The following is an 18345-nucleotide window of genomic DNA, read 5'->3' as shown; positions in this document are numbered from 1 at the left end:
AATGAAAATATCAGGAACGGGAACGGGAACGGGAATGGGAATGGGCATCTTGCCCATTCTACAATACTACACAATACTACACAATACTATTAAAATCCCAAGCACATTTATGCAACGCCATTTATTTGATGCTACTTGAGAGTAATGTTGTAATCTGGGCTAATTTTATCGGCAGTTTCTAAAACTTTTTGACGTACATTATTAGGTAGAGGAATATAACCTATTTCACCACTAATTTTTTGACCTTCATTTAAGCCAAATTCAATCATTTTTTCTAATCCCTGAGCTTTACCTGCATCATCATATTGACCATAAGCAAGCATCCAAGTGTAAGTCACAATTGGATAAGAATTTTCCCCTTCTGGGTCAGTAATAAAAGCTCGTAGATTTTCAGGTAATACTACTGCTTCTAAAGTGGCAGTTGCTGATTCAGCAGTAGGTTCTATATAATTACCAGAACTATTTTCCAGGGAAGCTATATTCAGACTAGCACTCTTAGCAAAACCATACTCAACGTAACCTATTGCTCCCTTGCTTTGACTAATTAAAGCAGCTACACCATCATTTTTAGCACCTGCTACACCTGTAGGCCATTGAACAGTTTTACCTTCTCCAACTTTCTCTTTCCATTCTGGACTAATAGCACTTAAATGCTTCGTGAAAACTCCAGTTGTACCACTACCATCAGAACGATATACAACCGTAATTGTTTGATCTGGCAAAGTTACATCAGGATTAATTGTAGCTATCTTAGGGTCATTCCAATTAGTAATTTTACCCAATAATATGTCTACATAAACTTCCCTAGAAAGTTTTACACCAGAAACATCAGGCAAATTGTAAGCTAATACAATACTACCTGCAGTCATCGGTAGCAAAATGACTCCCCGACCAACTTGAGCAATTTCCTCATCTGTCATTGCCACATCACTAGCACCGAAATCTACTAATTCTTGAGTAAATCTCTCAACACCAGCTCCACTACCTACTGACTGATAATCTACCTGTAAGTTAGGGTCACTCTGACTCAGCTCTTGAAACCAACGTTGATAGAGAGGTGCTGGAAAAGAAGCTCCTGCTCCAACGAGGTTGACTTGACCACCTCCACCTCCACCTGTACCATCAGTGTCACCGCCACCACCGCAGGCAGCTAAACCAATTGTCAAAGCTACTGCAGAAATTCTTGCAGTTGTACGAGCTATTCGAGCAAGATTAATAGCAAATTGCATAATTATTAGCTTTCTATACCTAGACACCAAAAAGAATAAACGAAAGCTTAACCTATTTAGGTTAAGGATAGGTTAATAGTTCTTGATGGTTGATAATAATTATACCTATCCGGAAAAGAAGGAGTAGGGATTAGGGAGTAGGCAGTAGGGGAAATAATTGATAATTTATCTACTATAAATTGATTTGATTTTTGATTATTGGAAAAGAGGGAGTAGGGAGTAGGAGAATGCTTTGACCACTGTAGTCTATTTATTTGAAAACCCCTATAATATTAAGTTTTTATGGTAGTAGTTCATCAAGTCTGAATTAGCCATCAGTTTTTTTCGTTCATCAGACAAATTAGACTTATTTCTGATATTAAATCAGTTTAATTTGGTATGAAAAAATTGGCGTTATTGAATGGTAATGATTTTTAGATTAAGTCTCAACGCAAAACATAAGTTTTTCAATTTTACCTTCAACTACTTACCGAAAAATTGTGGGTATGCGCCTCCCCTTTTAAGGGGATAATAAGCGGTCGTTAGCGCAGCTTCCCGAAGGGTGGGATGGCGTTTGCTACCGCAAAGCTTTCCGTTCCGGAATGCTACCGCAAACGCTAACAGCGGAGCGGCTCTGATAAGAGCGGGTCTCGGAACCATATCCAATCGACTCCTGTGAGAAAAATTTTTCATGATTAGTCAATCCTCTTCAATTCATGGAGAGGTAATTATTAATTATTAATTATTAATTATTAATTATTCATTATTAATTATTCATTGTTGAACATTACATTTCAGCAACGCCGTTTTTTATAGGGAAAATCAACCCCTCTAAATCTTCAAGAAGGGTTGAATAGTTGAAAAATTAATTACTTACCAAGATATATTTTAGGTATTAAGTGCTGTCGGTGAAAGTTAAGTGTGAAACGTGGAGAATCGTGGCTTTAACACGATTTGAAACATCCGCTTAGAATCTCTCGTATTTTAACCGAGAGAAAAGTCAATACATACAATTACTTGAGACTTATTTTGTAACCTGAGCTAATTTTATCAGCAGCAGATGCAACTGTCTGACGAACATTGTCGGGGAGTGGAATATAACCTAAATCAGCACTTACCTTTTGACCCTCATTTAAGCCATACTCAATCATTTTCTCTATACCCTGAGCTTTCGCTGCATCATCATATTGGCCATAAATCAGCATCCAAGTGTAAGTAACAATAGGGTAAGAACCACCACCTTCAGGATCGCTAATAAAAGCACGCAGATTTCCTGGTAACTTCACTGCTGCTAGAGTAGACTTAGCAGACTCCAAAGAAGCTTTCACATAACTGCCAGATTTATTTTCCAAAGCTGCAGTGGGGAGACCAGCACTCTTAGCAAAACCAAATTCCACATAACCTATGCCACCCTCTGTTTGACGAATTAAAGCAGCTACACCATCATTTTTAGCACCACCTACACCTGTAGGCCACTGAACTGTTTTTCCTTCGCCTACCTTCTGCTTCCACTCTGGACTAATAGCACTCAGATGCTTCGTAAAAACTCCTGTAGTTCCACTACCATCAGAACGATGAACTACAGTAATTGCTTGGTCTGGTAGACTCACACCAGAATTAGCAGCAGCTATTTTGGGGTCATTCCACTTTGTTATTTTACCCAAAAGGATATCTACATAAACTTCCCTGGATAATTTTAGGTCGGATACACCTGGTAAATTGTAAGCTAAGACAACGCTACCTGCAGTCATAGGTAGCATCATTACCCCTCTACCAACTTTGGCAATTTCATCATCTTTCATTGCCACATCACTAGCACCAAAATCTACCAATTCTTGAGTAAATCTTTCGACACCAGCACCACTACCAACTGATTGATAATCTACCCCAACATCGGAACGACTATCTCTCATATCAGCAAACCAACGTTGATATAGGGGAGCTGGAAAAGATGCACCTGCACCTACAAGGTTGACTTTTTGTTGAGCAAGGCCATATTTGATTCCGGTAATTGTAGTAGCTAGACCAATTGTTAAGGCTACTAAAGATACTTTGGAAGTATTACGAATTATTTGACTAAGATTGATACTAGGTGGCATAACTATTAATTTGTGATATTGACTTTAAACACAAGACATAACGTTAATGCAAGTTGAACATATCAAGGTTAAATATAGGTTAAATATAGGCAAAATATAGGTTAAATATAGGCAAAATATAGGTTAAATATAGGTTAAATATAGGTTAAATATAGGTTAAATATAGGTTAAATATTTTAGTAGTGAAGATGCCAAGTTAAAATTAACTTAACTCCTTTACTATGATCAATAATAAGTTTTTGTTTAAACTAGCTGCAATTACAGAAAAGCGTAACCGCAAAACGCGATTTGGGTATTAATAAAGCAGCCAGAATAGTAATTAATCATTGTTTAAAAAATCAGCTCGGTGCAATTGTTTTTGGTTGGAATAAAAGTCATAAAAATGAAATAGATAATGGTCATAAAAATAATTCATAATTTGTACCAATTCCTACAGCTAGACTTAAACAGAGAATAGCTCAATTATGGGAATTATCTCAACGTTGGTTGAAGACCCGCGCTCTCCCGAAGGGGAGCGTCGCATGGGAAAACCAATCAATCTTGCGGTTTTTACAAGGTTCTGCTATACTAAACACAATTAGGCTGCTGGGCTAGCAGTGTCAGTCTGTGGAGCGACCGTAAGACCAGAAAGAGGGAAAGGCCTCCTCAGCAGGTGCTACGAAGCAGAAAGACCTGAGCCGTGAGGTTTAGGAATCCCGCGTTGTCGCGCCATGCGCAACGTCGGGAGGATGTCAAATTTGTAGAAACACCAAGAAAGTTATACTTGTAGGGGCGAATGCCATTCGCCCCTTCATTTTTAGATGGTGACGATCTACCTAATTATGGTGAAAAACCCAATGATTGGAAACCTAAGTCTTTCAGACAAGCTTCGCTAACAGGAAAGAGAATAAAGCGATGCAGCGCCGCCAAAGGGGGTTTCCCCCATGAGCGACTGCATCAAGAAGCGTGGTTTGTATAGAACAGGCAATAATTGGTGTGAAGACTGCAGACTGTAAGGTTGCTGCAAATATCATCACAAAAGTAAGCCACAAAGCAGTAGGGGCACCGCGGAAATTGTCCCCAGAGAATATATCTTTGGTCAGCTAAGAACAGACGGAGCAACATGGATTTATCGGTGTTGCCTAGTATCTGCTTAGAATCCCCAGACTAAAGTCGCGGGGAGCACTGGTGTTATCTCAGTATGGAGAAATTAATCAAAAAAATAGGGTAGGCTGTACCCGAATTTACGCTTGTGAACTGGACGAGGGCGGCCTCTCAGGTTGAAGCAAGAAGCAAACATCTAAGACTTGCATTACCAGGTTTTACCTAGTTTTGCCAGAATTGTATAGGTATTGTACAGCAGTAGTCAATTGCTCCATTCCTTAGAGATATAACCTAAATTCCGCAGGACAAAACGTAGCATAAAAACAAAAATTAAAAATAAAAAGTAAGAAAAAAATCATAGTGGCTAATCAAGAACTACAATTCGGTAAGTATTTGTACTTAAAATATCACTGAGAGTTTGACTCCTGATCGAGGTAAATGAAGATAATTTATATAGTATAAATACTTAAGCAAACTACGGATTTTATACTAATTTTAATGTTACAAATTGAAGTGCGGAATGTGGGATAGAATTCAAGAATTTAGAATGCGCGAATTTAGAATTTAGAATTACCTCTCCTTGAAAAGAAGAGGATTGATTCAAAGGACAATTTTTATTTATTATCCCCTTAAAAGGGGAGGCTTTAAACCACAATTTTTCGGTAAATTTTAAAGAAATGTCTAGAAAAGATGGTAAAATTACCCAGAATTAAAAATATTGTAATTAATAAGGCTAGCTGTGGTTCAAGCACCCCTATCAACTAACACAGAAACTAATACTAAAACTTTCCTATCTTTACCAGATACGAAACAACATCTAGAGACATGGCTACAAAACTTAGCCGAGCAAATTATTTCTGGGTATCGTCTTAACCGAGAAGAGGCCATTACCCTGACCCAGATTGCAGGACAAGAAGATATACTCCTACTTTGTGAAGCTGCCGATCAAGTCCGTCAAGCCTGCTGTGGTAACGTTGTAGACCTATGTAGCATCATTAATGTCAAATCAGGAGGCTGTTCAGAAAACTGTAGCTTCTGTTCCCAGTCAGCTCATCACCCTGGAGAAGCTTCTCCAATTTATGGCCTCAAATCAACAGAAGAAATATTAGCTCAAGCAAAAGCAGCAGAAGCTGGTGGGGCTAAAAGATTTTGCTTGGTTTCTCAAGGCAGAGGTATTAAGTATAACAGTCCCAAATCTACAGAATTTGAGCAAATTCTAGATACAGTACGGCAAATTATTGCAGAGACTAATATTAAGCCTTGTTGTGCTTTAGGAGAAGTAACACCAGAACAAGCTCAAGCATTAGCAGAGGCAGGAGTCACTCGCTATAACCATAATTTGGAAGCCTCCGAACAGTTTTACCCCGAAATAGTAACTACTCATAGCTGGAATGACCGAGTAGAAACCGTGAAAAACCTCAAAGCAGCAGGTATTCAGGCTTGCACAGGAGGTATTATTGGTATGGGAGAAACTTGGGAAGACCGGATAGATTTGGCCTTGGCCTTGCGAGAGCTACAAGTTGAATCAGTACCCTTAAATTTATTAAACCCTCGTGAAGGTACACCTTTAGGAGACTTGCCGAAGTTAGACCCCTACGATGCTTTAAAGGCGATCGCTATTTTCCGTCTGATTTTACCAGAGCAAATTATTCGCTATGCTGGCGGCCGAGAGGCTGTAATGGGAGAATTGCAAAACTTGGGCCTTAAAGCTGGTATTAATGCTATGTTGATTGGCCATTATCTGACAACTCTTGGCCAACCTCCAGAAAAAGACCAAGCCATGCTTGAATCTCTAGGTCTCAAAGGTGGGGAAGCTCCTATTCCAACTAATTAGCTTTGAGATGGTAGAATAATTGTTTATATTCTAAGAAATAATTGTTAATTGCCGTGACAATTACAGTTCAATTACTTTGGGCAATTACAGGTTTACTCTTGACAATTGCTGCGACATTTTTACCTGCCTCTTTTGCAAGTCCAACTTGGATTTGGGAACAACAAGAAGTTAAAACTTTTTCCTTAGGAGTAACTTACCAAGTTGGTGCTGTTTTGTTTGTCGGTTGTTTGGGTGGAAAAAATGCTGCTGTTATTTCTCAAATTGCTTATATATTTTTAGGTCTAACTTTATTACCTGTCTTTAGTCAAGGTGGTGGTATAGGCTATTTGAAAGAACCTAGTTTTGGTTATTTATTGGGTTTTATTCCTGGAGCATGGATATGTGGAAATTTAGCTTTTCAAGCATATCCCAAACTAGAGTCATTAACTTTTAGTTGTTTATGTGGTTTGTTAAGTGTTCATATAACTGGGTTAACTTATCTAATTATTAGCAGTATTTTCAGCTGGAAAGAGGCAGATTCATTATCTTTATTTGAAGCTATTTATAGATATTCTATTTTTCCTTTACCAGGACAACTAGGAATTATATGTGCTGTAGCAGTTATGGCTTATTTACTGCGACGTTTACTATTTTATTAGAGATAAAATATTCCATTAAAATGTAAGAAATAATTGAGTAAAAGGTATCTGTAAAATTATCTATTTGTTCTGAAAAAATTAAAAATTATGTAAAGAAAATAGAGAATAGTTAATATGTTTCTAGAGATCGGAGTTGAATTAGAATCTTACAAATGGGAAACTATACATATAATAGATAATGAAGAAGAGAATGTTTACCCAATTGTTCCTTCAATAATTAGAGATTCAGAAAGTCTAGGTTCAATCTTTAATCCATATTTAGAGTATTTTAGTTTAAGAAAAAAAAGTGGAGCCACAATAATAACTTTTTTTGATTATATTTCACTCAGACAAATCCAAGAAAAAAATGAAATACGTTTTGTTTCTCTTACTCATAAATATATTGGTAAAAAAACAATGTTGGCTACAAAAACAGTTCAAAGGTGGATGAAACAATTAATAGATGAAGAGTGGATATTTCATAAAAAGATTGATGAACACATGAATGTATACAAACTCAACTTTGACAAAATTAAAAATAAAATAGGAGAATCAATAACTACTAATATGACCAGGGTACATTTACCGGAATATTATAAACTTTGATTTTTGACTTTGCTTAAACTATTTTAAACCTTATTCAACAATGATTTGGAGTACTTATAATCAAGTGAATTGTTCTAGCTAATTATCCTCAAAAATATCTGTCTTCTTCTTAAATTTTTGATTTGATGGTAGCAGTAGCTGATCGGATGTCAACCGACCGACGAGTTAAGGTTTAGCACTGAAAGGATGTCAACATGGCAATCTTAAAAAATTCTTGTTAAATTGCAGGATAAATTGAAATAGATATAATAAATCACTAACCTTGAAATTACACTTCAAAAAAAATCTTTTATTCTGGATAGCTGCTATTATTAGCATTTTGCTAGACCACTTGACTAAGTTTTGGGTGGTACAAAATTTTCAACTTGGAGAAAGTCTGGCTTTGTGGCCTGGTGTATTTCACTTTACCTATGTTACTAATACCGGAGCAGCTTTTAGTTTATTTAGCAATGGTGGAGTATATTGGCTGCGATGGTTGTCTTTGATAGTTAGTCTTGGCCTCATGGCCTGGGCTTTATTGGGGCCTAGATTTAATAAATGGGAACAACTGGGCTACGGTTTAATTTTAGGAGGGGCACTGGGTAATGGTATTGATAGGTTCATTTTGGGTTATGTTGTAGATTTTATACACTTTCGCCTCATAGATTTTCCCGTGTTCAATGTGGCAGATGTTTCGATTAATATTGGTATTGTTTGTCTACTCATTGCTACATTTTTTAGTGAAAGACCAAAACGTAAATCGCAATAGTAGAAGGAAGAATTAATTAATGGATAATGGATAATGGATAATTGATAATTACCTCGGGTTTTAACCGCTACGGAATTGAATATAAGGAAATATTATTTCTTCTGTTGGTCGATGGTCGGACAGCGAGGAGACCTTGCTATATCTCAACCGCTTTTTTCCCCTTAAAAGGATAGGCTTTAAACCAGAATTATTTAATTATTAATTATTCGGTAAGAAGTTTTTCCTTCTCTCCTAGATAACTAAAAATTTGGCGTTTGATATATCAAATACAGTAATAGCGACTGCGATAAATTGACTTTTATACGGTTAAATTCTAAAAGGCGCGATCGCATCTGTAAAGTCTCCGCAAAAAGGTCAAATTTTTTATATTTATCAAAATAATTTGGTCGTGCCACCCTGCCTTAGCGAAATATTTTTGGAGGGTTGCTCATCTATCCCCATGACAAAAATAATTTCTGTACGTCGCCCTATCCAAAGCGACCCTATCTGACTTCTAACTTCTGACTTCTGACTTCGTTAATATGGTCTCTAATTTGGTATATTTATTATTTAGTTATACTCAACTTTGGGAGCAGTTATTATAGTGGTGAGAATAGGATTTTTAGTATTGGTCTTAATATTGGCTGTCGTAGGTATTTTGCCAATTCATATTGATTCAGCTCAAGCACAGGAAAATACCGTAAACTATACTCTTACAGATTTAAACTATCGAGATTTTTCTAATAAAGATTTGCAAGGTACTTCCTTTGCAGGTGCAGAAATGCGGAGTGCAAATTTTCAAGGAGCAAATATGCAACGAACAATTATTACTAAAGGAGACTTTTTTCAGGCAAACTTAAGTGAAGCAGATTTTACTGATACTTTTGCAGATCGAGTCACTTTCGATCAGACTGACTTAACTAATGCTATTTTCACAGATGCCATGTTGAGTGGTAGCACCTTTGGTAATGCAGTGGTGACAGGAGCAGATTTTTCTGGAGCAATAGTAGACCGCTATCAGGTAAAATTAATGTGTAAAAATGCTTCAGGAATTAATCCTATTACAGGAGTAGCTACCCGCGATAGTTTGGGCTGTCCTCCTAAACTCTAATTTTGAGAAATTGAGGTTATTTTTTCATCAACATAACAAATATAGCAGAAGGAAGAAAGAAGAAGTTTGATTATTTATATTCCAAAATTTGCAGCTATTTCATAAGTCAAATATAGTAATGGCGACTGCTATGTATCCAGCATGAAACTGTTGAAGAGAAATAACCAATTCACATTACTAAAGTACTTATACCATGTCCGGATGATTAAGTATAATAAAAATGTTCTGTTGAAGCGATCTTGAAGGAATATCCCAAATTTCTGCTCCGTTTCCAGTGTGATGACTTGAATTTACCAAAAAATGAGGGTATGTGCCTCCCCTTTTAAGGGGATGAAAAAAATATTTAGTTCAGTATTTCAAGCCTCCGACTTCAGTCGGAGGTTCACTGATAACTGATAACTGATAACTGATAACTGAAATGACACCTACCACCTAAGAACTTTATTATAACTAATTAAACGGACATGATATTACGGATACTCAAGAGACCATCGCTGTGAACTGAAGCAATTTATATTTTCTCTGATGTTCAGTGCAATGGGAATTTAATTAGATGCCTTATTTTTCTTTTAATCCTTTTCCTGATTTCTTTTTTTCTATCTATACTTTTCTGCCAATCAATAAATAAGTTTTCATTTCACCCTTACCTTTAACTACTATGGCACCGCGCTCCTGAAAAATATACTGATTATGTAAGAGGTCATAAGTTTTTGTAGAAACTTGAATCGTACCGGGAATTCCATGAGATTCCATGCGACTAGCAGTATTCACTGCATCACCCCAGAGGTCGTATATATACTTTTTCGTGCCAATGACCCCAGCAACAACAGGTCCGGTGTTAATTCCAATACGGATACAGAGTTCAAAATTGTGCTGTAAATTAAATTTGCTGATTTCTTGCTGCATATCAAGAGCCATTTCTGCGGCAGCTTTGGCATGGTCTGCTCGTGGAATAGGTAGACCACTAGCAACCATATAAGCATCTCCGATAGTTTTAATTTTTTCTAACCCGTGGCGATCGCTCAACTTATCAAATTCTGAAAAAATTTTATTGAGCAATATTACTAAATCTTCCGGTAGAATTTTTTCTGAGAGTTGAGTAAAACCAACAATATCGGCAAATAGGATCGTCACTTCTGCAAATCCGTCAGCAATTTGATGATGTCCTTGCTTTAGTCTCTGTGCTATTTGTTCTGGTAAAATATTTAGTAGTAGAGATTCTGATTTTTCCTTTTCTGTTGCTAATTCTGCTGTCCGTTCAACTACACGTTTCTCCAATTCTTTTGAAGTATGTCGAAGTTTGCTAATTATTAAAGTCATACCAATAATTCCTAATACAGACAATCCTGCCAAGGTCAAAAATGTATCTCGTAATCCCGCATTAGTTGTCTTAATGATGCGATCGAGTGGTTGAGTAATTTCTAAAACACCTCTAACATCTCCGACTTTCCAATCCTTTTTAGGACTATCTGGGTGGTTATTATGACAACTAACGCAGCTTGGTTTCATAATGTCTGCTTGAGCATATCGAAATGAAGGACGCCCCTGAAACTTGACAAATCGATAAAATTCTGAATTAGGTTTTTTTTCTAAATAGCGCATAGCTTTGACTTCAAAATTGTCTCTGGGGCCACCTTCTGCTTGACGCGAGGGAAAAGGATAGTTGCTGTAGAGACGGACTGACATTCCTGGATTTTCAAGCTGGATGTATTGACCTAATTCAATCAAAAATGTTGCTGGTATAGGAATTCCCCCTTCTATGATTTTATAGTCGTGAGTGATACTAATACCTTCAACTGTTTTAGCACGAGTTACTACTTCTGAATAAAGTGTACGAGCTGCTTGGATAGTCTCAGCGTAGTGGCTGGCATTTTGCAGTACCTGTGATTTAATGAGCTTAGATGAGAGACGATATGTATTCCACAGACCAGCAATAATACCTATGCAGAACATTATGCTTAACACTAATGCTGTACGTTTGTAGAGTTGTTGGATGAATAAAGTTTTTACTCTATGAATGAGTTTATGCATAATACCCCAAACTGAAAAAAATTTGTTGCGTCACCTCAACCAAAATTCTTAAGGTTTTATACATTATTAGATTACATCCTCACTAGATTGGTGTTAATGTACCTCATCTAATTTAAAAACCTGTTAACTACACTTGATGTTTTTAATTAATTATAGCTAGAAAGATAGAATTTGTTAAGATATTTGAAGTAGCAGTCAGCACTCAGCTAGCCTCCTAGTAGGAGGAACTACGTTATCAGCAGTCAACTTTTCAAGGTGTATAATGGGGGATACTCAAGACAAGCCGCTCCGCGTCTACAAACCCCCATAAAAGGCGCACCACTAATTTTTTCAAATAAGCGTGGGGGACCGTTGACCGTTACCCTCGAATTTTTAGCGCTCCAGCTAAATGCTGGCAAGGGTCGCATTCCGGAACGTCCAAGCTGATAGCTAGTTAAACCTATAGTCTCATATTAATGAATCCTGATGGAAAATCTTAATCCAGAAAGCAACTTGACAAATTTTTTCGACTCTCAAGATTTACCTTTAGAAAAGCAAAATATTTTTCCAGGAGAGATATTCAGTCATCCTATGAATTTTGATACTGGTATTCGACATTTATTACCACGGTATGATGAAATGTTGGATGTCATAGTGCGTTGTGTACCAAAAAATTGCGATCGCATTTTGGAACTTGGTTGTGGTACTGGGGAACTAAGTTTGAAGCTATTGCATAAATATCCTAACGCACACATAGTAGGAGTGGATTATTCTCCACGGATGCTAGAATTTGCCAAAACTAAGATTGATGCTGCTGGGTATATAAATAGGTGGACTGAAGTAGAAGTGGATTTTGGTGAGTGGGCAAATAACGCGGATTTATCCCCTATTGGCGATGGTTTTAATGCTTGTGTATCATCTCTTGCTATTCATCACCTGAATGATAGTATAAAGTTAAAATTATTTCAAAAGATTAACAAAAGCTTAAATTATGGAGGCTGTTTTTGGAATGCCGATCCTGTGTTGCCTGCAACTACAGAATTAGCAGAGGTGTTTAAAGAGATACAGCAGGAGTGGGCAATAAGTCAAGGAACTACTTTAGCAGAAGTTCTTGCCAAGATGGGAACTAGCAGCACTCATGGTTATTCCAATCAAGAGCAATTAGCTAGTTTATCTGCCCATTTGGAAATGTTAACAACAGCTAATTTTATACCTGTAGCTGTACCTTGGAAATATTATAAACTGGCAATATTTGGTGGTTTTGTATAGAATAATTTTTTTTGTAAAATAGCAAATAAATAAGGGCAATTATCAAATAAACTGCCCCTGTTTTTTTATAGAATTGCCAGCTTATCAGTTGCGCTAATTAAAGCATTTATAATTCCTGGTTCAGAAACTGAATGTCCGGCATCTGGAACTACAATAAATTCAGCTTCTGGCCAAGCTTTATGTAATTCCCAAGCTGAGACCATCGGACAAATAACATCATATCTTCCTTGTACGATTACTCCAGGAATATGGCGTATTTTATAGACATTTTTTAATAACTGTTCTTCATGTTCAAAAAAGCATTTATTAATGAAATAATGACATTCTATTCTAGCAAAAGCTAAGGCGAAATAACTATCCCCAAACTTTTGTGATATGTTTGAACTTGGAATTAATTTACTGGTACTTCCCTCCCAAATTGACCAAGCACGTGCTGCTTCTAATCTAACTTTTTCATCAGCACTGGTTAATCTTTGATAATAAGCTTTAACTAAATCACCTCTTTCTTCTATAGGAATAGGTTTTAAATATTCCTCCCAAGCATCAGGAAAAATATTACTTGCACCCTCTTGATAAAACCAAGAAATTTCTTTGGGGCGCACCATAAAAATACCTCGTAAAATTAAGCCTATACAATTTTTTGGATGAGTTTGACTATAAGCTAATGCTAGAGTACTTCCCCAACTACCTCCAAACACAACCCATTTTTCAATACTGAGATGAACTCGTAATTTTTCTATATCGCTGACTAAATCCCAGGTAGTATTTTGAGATAGTTCAGCATGGGGAGTACTACCACCACAACCTCGTTGGTCAAATAGAATAATTCGCCATTTTTTGGGGTCAAAATATTGACGATAAAGAGGTATCATTCCACCACCTGGTCCACCATGTAAAAAGACTACTGGTTTACCTTGGGGGTTACCACATTCTTCATAATAAATAGTGTGAATATCGGAAACTTTGAGATTGCCTGTTTGATGGGGTTGAATGGGTGGATAAAGTTCTCGCATGGTTATATTTAAAGATTTATATTGATATTTTAGGAAAAATTGAGGATAAATAATCTTTATTTCAACTGTTAATTATTAATTAAAATAACTTTGAGTATGAAACAAAGTAATATATTATTCTGTTTAGTTATATAAATTACTAAAGTTTCAGCAATCAATTAAAGATGCTCGGCACAATGCTAGATTAACATCGGGAAAGCCAGAAAATCAAGAATTTATAACTACAAAAACAAAGTGTTAGATCCCTCAAGCGTCGCGAGTAAATGTAGTGATTTTCATCAATAAAATCTATTCATTTAATTTATAAGTAATTTAACTTATATTGACGCTCTCACCGTTAAATCAAAGATTATAACGGGAGATTCTTGTTTTACAGATTCTTAACTAGGTAACAAATCAAATAAACTTGAGTTGTACCCCCGCTACTACCATCTCCACAAGCTTTCTTGCTCCATCTTTACGCCCTCGGAAACCTCAGCGCAGGCGGTGCGCTTTTCTTTTACCGTGCGCCCCACGGCAACTAAACCTCTGTTTTTTATTACTTTTGCAGCAGCTACATCGCGATTTTCTTGATAATTACAATTGCTGCAATTATGTTTTCTCTCAGAAAGTTTTTTCTTGTTTATATGACCACATTTAGGACATTCTTGAGATGTATAATTTTTGTCAATTTTGGCATAATACTTACCCCGTTTCCAGCAAACAAAAGGTAAGATTTCATTGATAAACTGACCAATCCCAGAATCTAAAGATTGTTTGATAACAATACTTTTAGACCAGGATTTAAAGTTAATATCTTCAACAAAAATATTATCTCCTAAATCACAAAGTTGATGAGCTATCTTGAAATGCCAATCACGTCTAGTATTAGCTATTTTTTAATGTAATCTAGCTATTTTCCATACGAAGTTTTAACCAATTATTAGAACCTATTTTTTTCTTCTTAAGCCTTCTTTGCAGCAATTTAAGCTCGCGCAGTTTACTTAATAAAAACTTAGGAGATTTGATTAATTTTCCAGTTGAAGTAGCTACAAAACTTTCTATACCTGCATCTATTCCTAATGACCTTTTACCTACTGGATTATCTGGTACTAAATCTGATGAAGTAAAAGTAATCATCAAATAATAACCAGTTGCTTTTTTAATTATCCTAGCTTGTTTAGCTTGAAAACCGTCTGGATATGGTCTACTTTGTCTAATCTTGATCCAACCTAGTTGAGGTAGTTTAACTCTATTATTGCCTAAGCAATTCTTGAGCATTGCAGGAAAGATAAAACTTCTCAACTTTTTCCTGAATCTAGGGAAGCCTTTGCCCTGGGATTTCATATCAGAAAAAGCTCTATCTAAGGTTTTTAAATTTTGTTGTAAAGCTTGAGCATTAACTGACTTTAATCTAGGGTTAGTCTTCTTAGCTATTGTTAAGTTTTTAGCTTGATGATTATAATTAGGGTAAGGAGTATCAGCAGGGATAATATATTCAGAAACAATTGAACAACTATTAATTGGTGACTTTCTTGAATTTAGCCAGTCTTTACGCTCTCTTAAGCCATAATTATACACGCTTTTACAGACATCAAGAATGTGGTTAATTTCTGCCTCTTGATGCTGAGTTGGTTTAAGCTTGTACTGGTAAGTTAAAGTAATCAAGTTTGTGGTTCTTGCTGATTTCTAAATATTATATAATCTTAACACAAAATTTGTTTCTTTATCACTCAATTATTTTTCTGGTTGAAATTCACATTGGGGCTGTCTGCGTGGGTTTCCCGCCCAGTTTATACGCCCCGTCTCACCGCTAAATTAGAAATTATAACGGGAGTCCTCTTTCAAGATTTTTTGATATACTAAGTCTGTGAAACTTCCCTACAAGTATTCAATTTAAACGTAAAGCTAAAAAAACTATTAACTTACAATCGGCCACTATGATAATCCTCAAAAATGACTCTCACACTTTATCTTCCCTGAAACGTCAAGTAGTGTTTGACGAAGACCCAGAACAGCGAATAGCAGCATTGGAAGAGCTAGCCATAGAATGGAAAAATAACCCGGATACTTTAGCTATTCTTAAACAATTAGCTATATCCGATCAATGTCCAGATGTACGGAGAGCTGCAACAGAATATCTTGTCCAAGGTTGGCAAAACGATCCTAGTATATTACCTTTTCTCAAACAATTTGTAGTATCTAACAACGAATATTGGTGGGTGCAAGAACCCATACTTACTCAATTAACTACAGGTTGGCATGACGATCCAAATACGATCGCTTTCCTGAAACAACTGATTTTGGCAGATCAATATCGTACCTCAAATGTACGTTATGCAGCACTCAAACAGTTAGCCCAAAACTGGCAAAATGAGCCAGATACCCTAGCATTCTTGAAACAACGAGCTGTCTCCGATGTTGATGAAGCTTTACGGGAAACAGCAGTAGAACTTTTAGCTGAAGGTTGGCAAGATCTAGATACTCTCACTTGGCTCAGACAAAGGGCTGAATCAGATAAACATTGGGGAGTACGTTTAATCATCATCGAAAAATTAAATCAAGATGGGAAATACGATAGTAAGACTTTAGCTTGGCTCAAAGGAATGGCAATGTCAGATCCAAGCCCCTATGTAGCTTCAGAAGCAGTATTCAAGTTAGCCAAACTGGCAAAAGATGACATTGATACCGGAACTATTCTGAAACAGTTGGCTTTGTCTGCTCAAGCTTCAGAGGTAAGACGAGCTGCGATGAGTCAACTAGCAGAAAATTTGGGAAGCGATCCAGAAACGCTTTCAACCCTCAAACAACTGGCAGAATTTGATCAATGTTCTCATGTCCGACTGGCAGCAGTGGAACAGTTACTAAAAGATTGGAAGGAAAATTCTGATACAGTAACTATTATGAAAAAATTGGCTATATCAGACACAGCTTCAGAAGTGCGAAAAGCAGCAATGGGCTATTTGATCGAAAACTGGCAAAAAAACTCTGATACAGTAGCTATTCTCAAACAGGTTGTGCAGTCAGATGAATGTTGGCGGATGCGAGAACTGGCAGTGGTACAGTTGGGTGCATTTTGGCAACATGACCCAGATGTGTTGACTTTTCTCAAACAACAGGCGGAGTCTCCAGAATGTTGGGTAGTGGGAGAGATAGCAGTAGCACAATTAACTGTTGGGTGGAAAGATGAGCCTTGTGTTTTAGCTCTGCTGAAAAAATTGGCTCTGTCTAACTCCGATGCACGAGTAGCAGCAATACGAGAATTATCTATAGGTTGGAAAGATGACCCTGATACTTTGACTATTCTCAAACAAGTTGTTGTCGAAGATGACTGTTGGCACGCTAGGAAGTTAGCAGTTGAACAACTAGCTACTGCTTGGCATGACGATCCTGAGACTTTTGCAGTCATCAAAAAAGTTGCTTTGTCTGACGATCGCCACGATGTACAAATTGCAGCAATGGAGATGTTAGTCACAGGTTGGAAAGATGACCCAGAGGCGATCGCTACTATTAAACAAGCAGCATTGTCCGATAAATTTTCAGAAGTACGCATAGCAGCAATGGAATTATTAGCTACTACTTGGAAAAATGACCATGATACTTTGGCAACTCTGCAAGAAATTGCTGTATCCGATCAATGTTCAGATGTACGAGTAGCAGCGGTCGTTAAATTAGGCAATGATGGTAAGAATGACCCTAATATCTTAGCTTGGTTGAAACAACAAGCCGTTGACGATCCGTGTTCTTATGTACAACAAGCAACAATGGAACAGTTAGCTACAGACTGGAAAGACGATCCTGACACTCTAGATATTATCAAACAACTGGTTGTGTCTGGCAATTGTTCTGAGCTACAACAGTCAGCAGTCCTACAATTAGCTACTACTTGGAAGGATGATCCTGAGACCATATCTGCTCTCAAAAAGCTGGCAGTATCGGCTCAATGCCCAGATTTACAACAGCTAGCAATGCAGCAATTAGCTCTCGGTTGGAAAGATGATCCTGATACTTTGACTATTCTCAAACAAAGGGTTGAGTCTACAGATGAACGAGAAGTACGACAAGCAGCAATGCAGCAATTAGCTCTCGGTTGGAAACATAACCCTGAGACATTAGCGTTATTTAAAAAATTAGCTATTTCTGATGAGGATGTGTGCGTTCGACAAACAGCAGTGGTTGAGTTGGGTATTTGTTGGCAACATGACCCTGAGACAATAGCAATTATCAAAAAAGTAGCGATGAGCGATCGTAGTTTTTATGTGCGACAAACTGCTTTAGAATTATTTGCTCTGCTCGGAAAAAACGATCCTTGTGCTGTTATTATGCTCAAGAAACTAGCTGAGTCTGATGATAATTTTTATGTACGACGTTCGGCAATACAGCAGTTAGCTTTAGGTTGGCATGACGATCCTGGAATGTTTGAATTTTTCGGCGTTCGAGCCTATTCAGATCCATTTGTACGTCAGGAAGAATGGGAGGATAACCCGCGCCAAACTGCGTTAGAGGTAATTCTTGAACAATATCAAGAAAAGACTCAAATTTTCCAGATATTGTGCGATCGAGCCGAAAATGACTTAGATGAGCAAGTACAAAAGTTTGCTCTGAAAACTTTAAAAGGATTTTAGCGAATCTAGGCTATATCTGCAGCAAGTTTAAAGCAGTATAACTAAGGTGTGTGACGGCATGAGTGGGTTGTATTCTATAGACTCATGGTTGAGCCGTCACACACCGTTAATAATAAGTAAAGTTCAGCAATGTTTTTAGCAGTTTATTTCCATTAAGTAAGGGG

The 18345-nt window shown here is 37.0% G+C and carries 14 protein-coding genes; 8 read left to right on the top strand and 6 right to left on the bottom strand.

The window, feature by feature from the left end:
• Positions 1-131 precede the first annotated feature (131 nt).
• Both pstS (F6K23_RS01280) and pstS (F6K23_RS01275) read right to left on the bottom strand, forming a co-directional pair.
• Positions 132-1229, bottom strand: coding sequence for a phosphate ABC transporter substrate-binding protein PstS (gene pstS, locus F6K23_RS01280; RefSeq protein ID WP_293149750.1), 1098 nt, complete (start codon positions 1227-1229; stop codon positions 132-134).
• A gap of 992 nt (positions 1230-2221) precedes the next feature.
• On the bottom strand, positions 2222-3307 hold the full coding sequence (gene pstS / locus F6K23_RS01275; protein WP_293149748.1) for a phosphate ABC transporter substrate-binding protein PstS: 1086 nt from the start codon (positions 3305-3307) through the stop codon (positions 2222-2224).
• 775 nt (positions 3308-4082) lie between these two features.
• On the opposite strand from pstS (F6K23_RS01275), the gene F6K23_RS01270 reads away from it, so the two are divergent.
• The 6 genes from F6K23_RS01270 to F6K23_RS01245 all read left to right on the top strand — a co-directional run bounded on the left by F6K23_RS01270 (position 4083) and on the right by F6K23_RS01245 (position 9285).
• Positions 4083-4265 (top strand): hypothetical protein, encoded by a 183-nt coding sequence (locus F6K23_RS01270; protein ID WP_293149746.1) that lies wholly within the window; start codon positions 4083-4085, stop codon positions 4263-4265.
• An 864-nt stretch (positions 4266-5129) separates the two neighbouring features.
• On the top strand, positions 5130-6224 hold the full coding sequence (gene bioB, locus F6K23_RS01265) for a biotin synthase BioB (RefSeq protein WP_293149744.1): 1095 nt from the start codon (positions 5130-5132) through the stop codon (positions 6222-6224).
• Positions 6225-6277: 53 nt separating this feature from the next.
• Positions 6278-6862, top strand: coding sequence for a biotin transporter BioY (locus tag F6K23_RS01260; protein ID WP_293149742.1), 585 nt, complete (start codon positions 6278-6280; stop codon positions 6860-6862).
• A 114-nt stretch (positions 6863-6976) separates the two neighbouring features.
• Entirely contained in the window at positions 6977-7447 is a 471-nt protein-coding gene (locus F6K23_RS01255; RefSeq protein ID WP_293149740.1) for a hypothetical protein, read from the top strand.
• 262 nt (positions 7448-7709) lie between these two features.
• On the top strand, positions 7710-8195 hold the full coding sequence (lspA, locus tag F6K23_RS01250; RefSeq protein WP_293149738.1) for a signal peptidase II: 486 nt from the start codon (positions 7710-7712) through the stop codon (positions 8193-8195).
• 583 nt (positions 8196-8778) lie between these two features.
• A complete protein-coding gene (locus tag F6K23_RS01245) occupies positions 8779-9285 on the top strand; it encodes a pentapeptide repeat-containing protein (protein ID WP_367267575.1) in 507 nt (168 codons plus the stop codon).
• Between the two features lie 600 nt (positions 9286-9885).
• Here the strand turns inward: F6K23_RS01245 and F6K23_RS01240 are convergent.
• Entirely contained in the window at positions 9886-11238 is a 1353-nt protein-coding gene (locus F6K23_RS01240) for an adenylate/guanylate cyclase domain-containing protein (protein ID WP_367267577.1), read from the bottom strand.
• A 543-nt stretch (positions 11239-11781) separates the two neighbouring features.
• Here F6K23_RS01240 and F6K23_RS01235 point away from each other — a divergent pair.
• Entirely contained in the window at positions 11782-12564 is a 783-nt protein-coding gene (locus tag F6K23_RS01235) for a class I SAM-dependent methyltransferase (protein ID WP_293149734.1), read from the top strand.
• Positions 12565-12629: 65 nt separating this feature from the next.
• Here F6K23_RS01235 and pip read toward each other — a convergent pair whose 3' ends face one another.
• The 3 genes from pip to F6K23_RS01220 form a co-directional block, all read right to left on the bottom strand.
• Entirely contained in the window at positions 12630-13577 is a 948-nt protein-coding gene (gene pip / locus F6K23_RS01230; protein WP_293149732.1) for a prolyl aminopeptidase, read from the bottom strand.
• Positions 13578-14002: 425 nt separating this feature from the next.
• On the bottom strand, positions 14003-14248 hold the full coding sequence (locus tag F6K23_RS01225) for a zinc ribbon domain-containing protein (RefSeq protein WP_293149795.1): 246 nt from the start codon (positions 14246-14248) through the stop codon (positions 14003-14005).
• 217 nt (positions 14249-14465) lie between these two features.
• On the bottom strand, positions 14466-15224 hold the full coding sequence (locus F6K23_RS01220) for a transposase (RefSeq protein ID WP_293149730.1): 759 nt from the start codon (positions 15222-15224) through the stop codon (positions 14466-14468).
• A 272-nt stretch (positions 15225-15496) separates the two neighbouring features.
• Here F6K23_RS01220 and F6K23_RS01215 point away from each other — a divergent pair, with 272 nt between their 5' ends.
• Complete coding sequence (locus F6K23_RS01215) at positions 15497-18181, top strand: HEAT repeat domain-containing protein (RefSeq protein ID WP_293149728.1); 2685 nt, start codon at positions 15497-15499, stop codon at positions 18179-18181.
• Positions 18182-18345: the final 164 nt, after the last annotated feature.

Source organism: Okeania sp. SIO2C9, assembly GCF_010672455.1.
Lineage (GTDB): Bacteria > Cyanobacteriota > Cyanobacteriia > Cyanobacteriales > Microcoleaceae > Okeania.
Note: the sequence above shows the minus strand (reverse complement) of the source record. Positions and strands in the feature narration are given on the sequence as shown.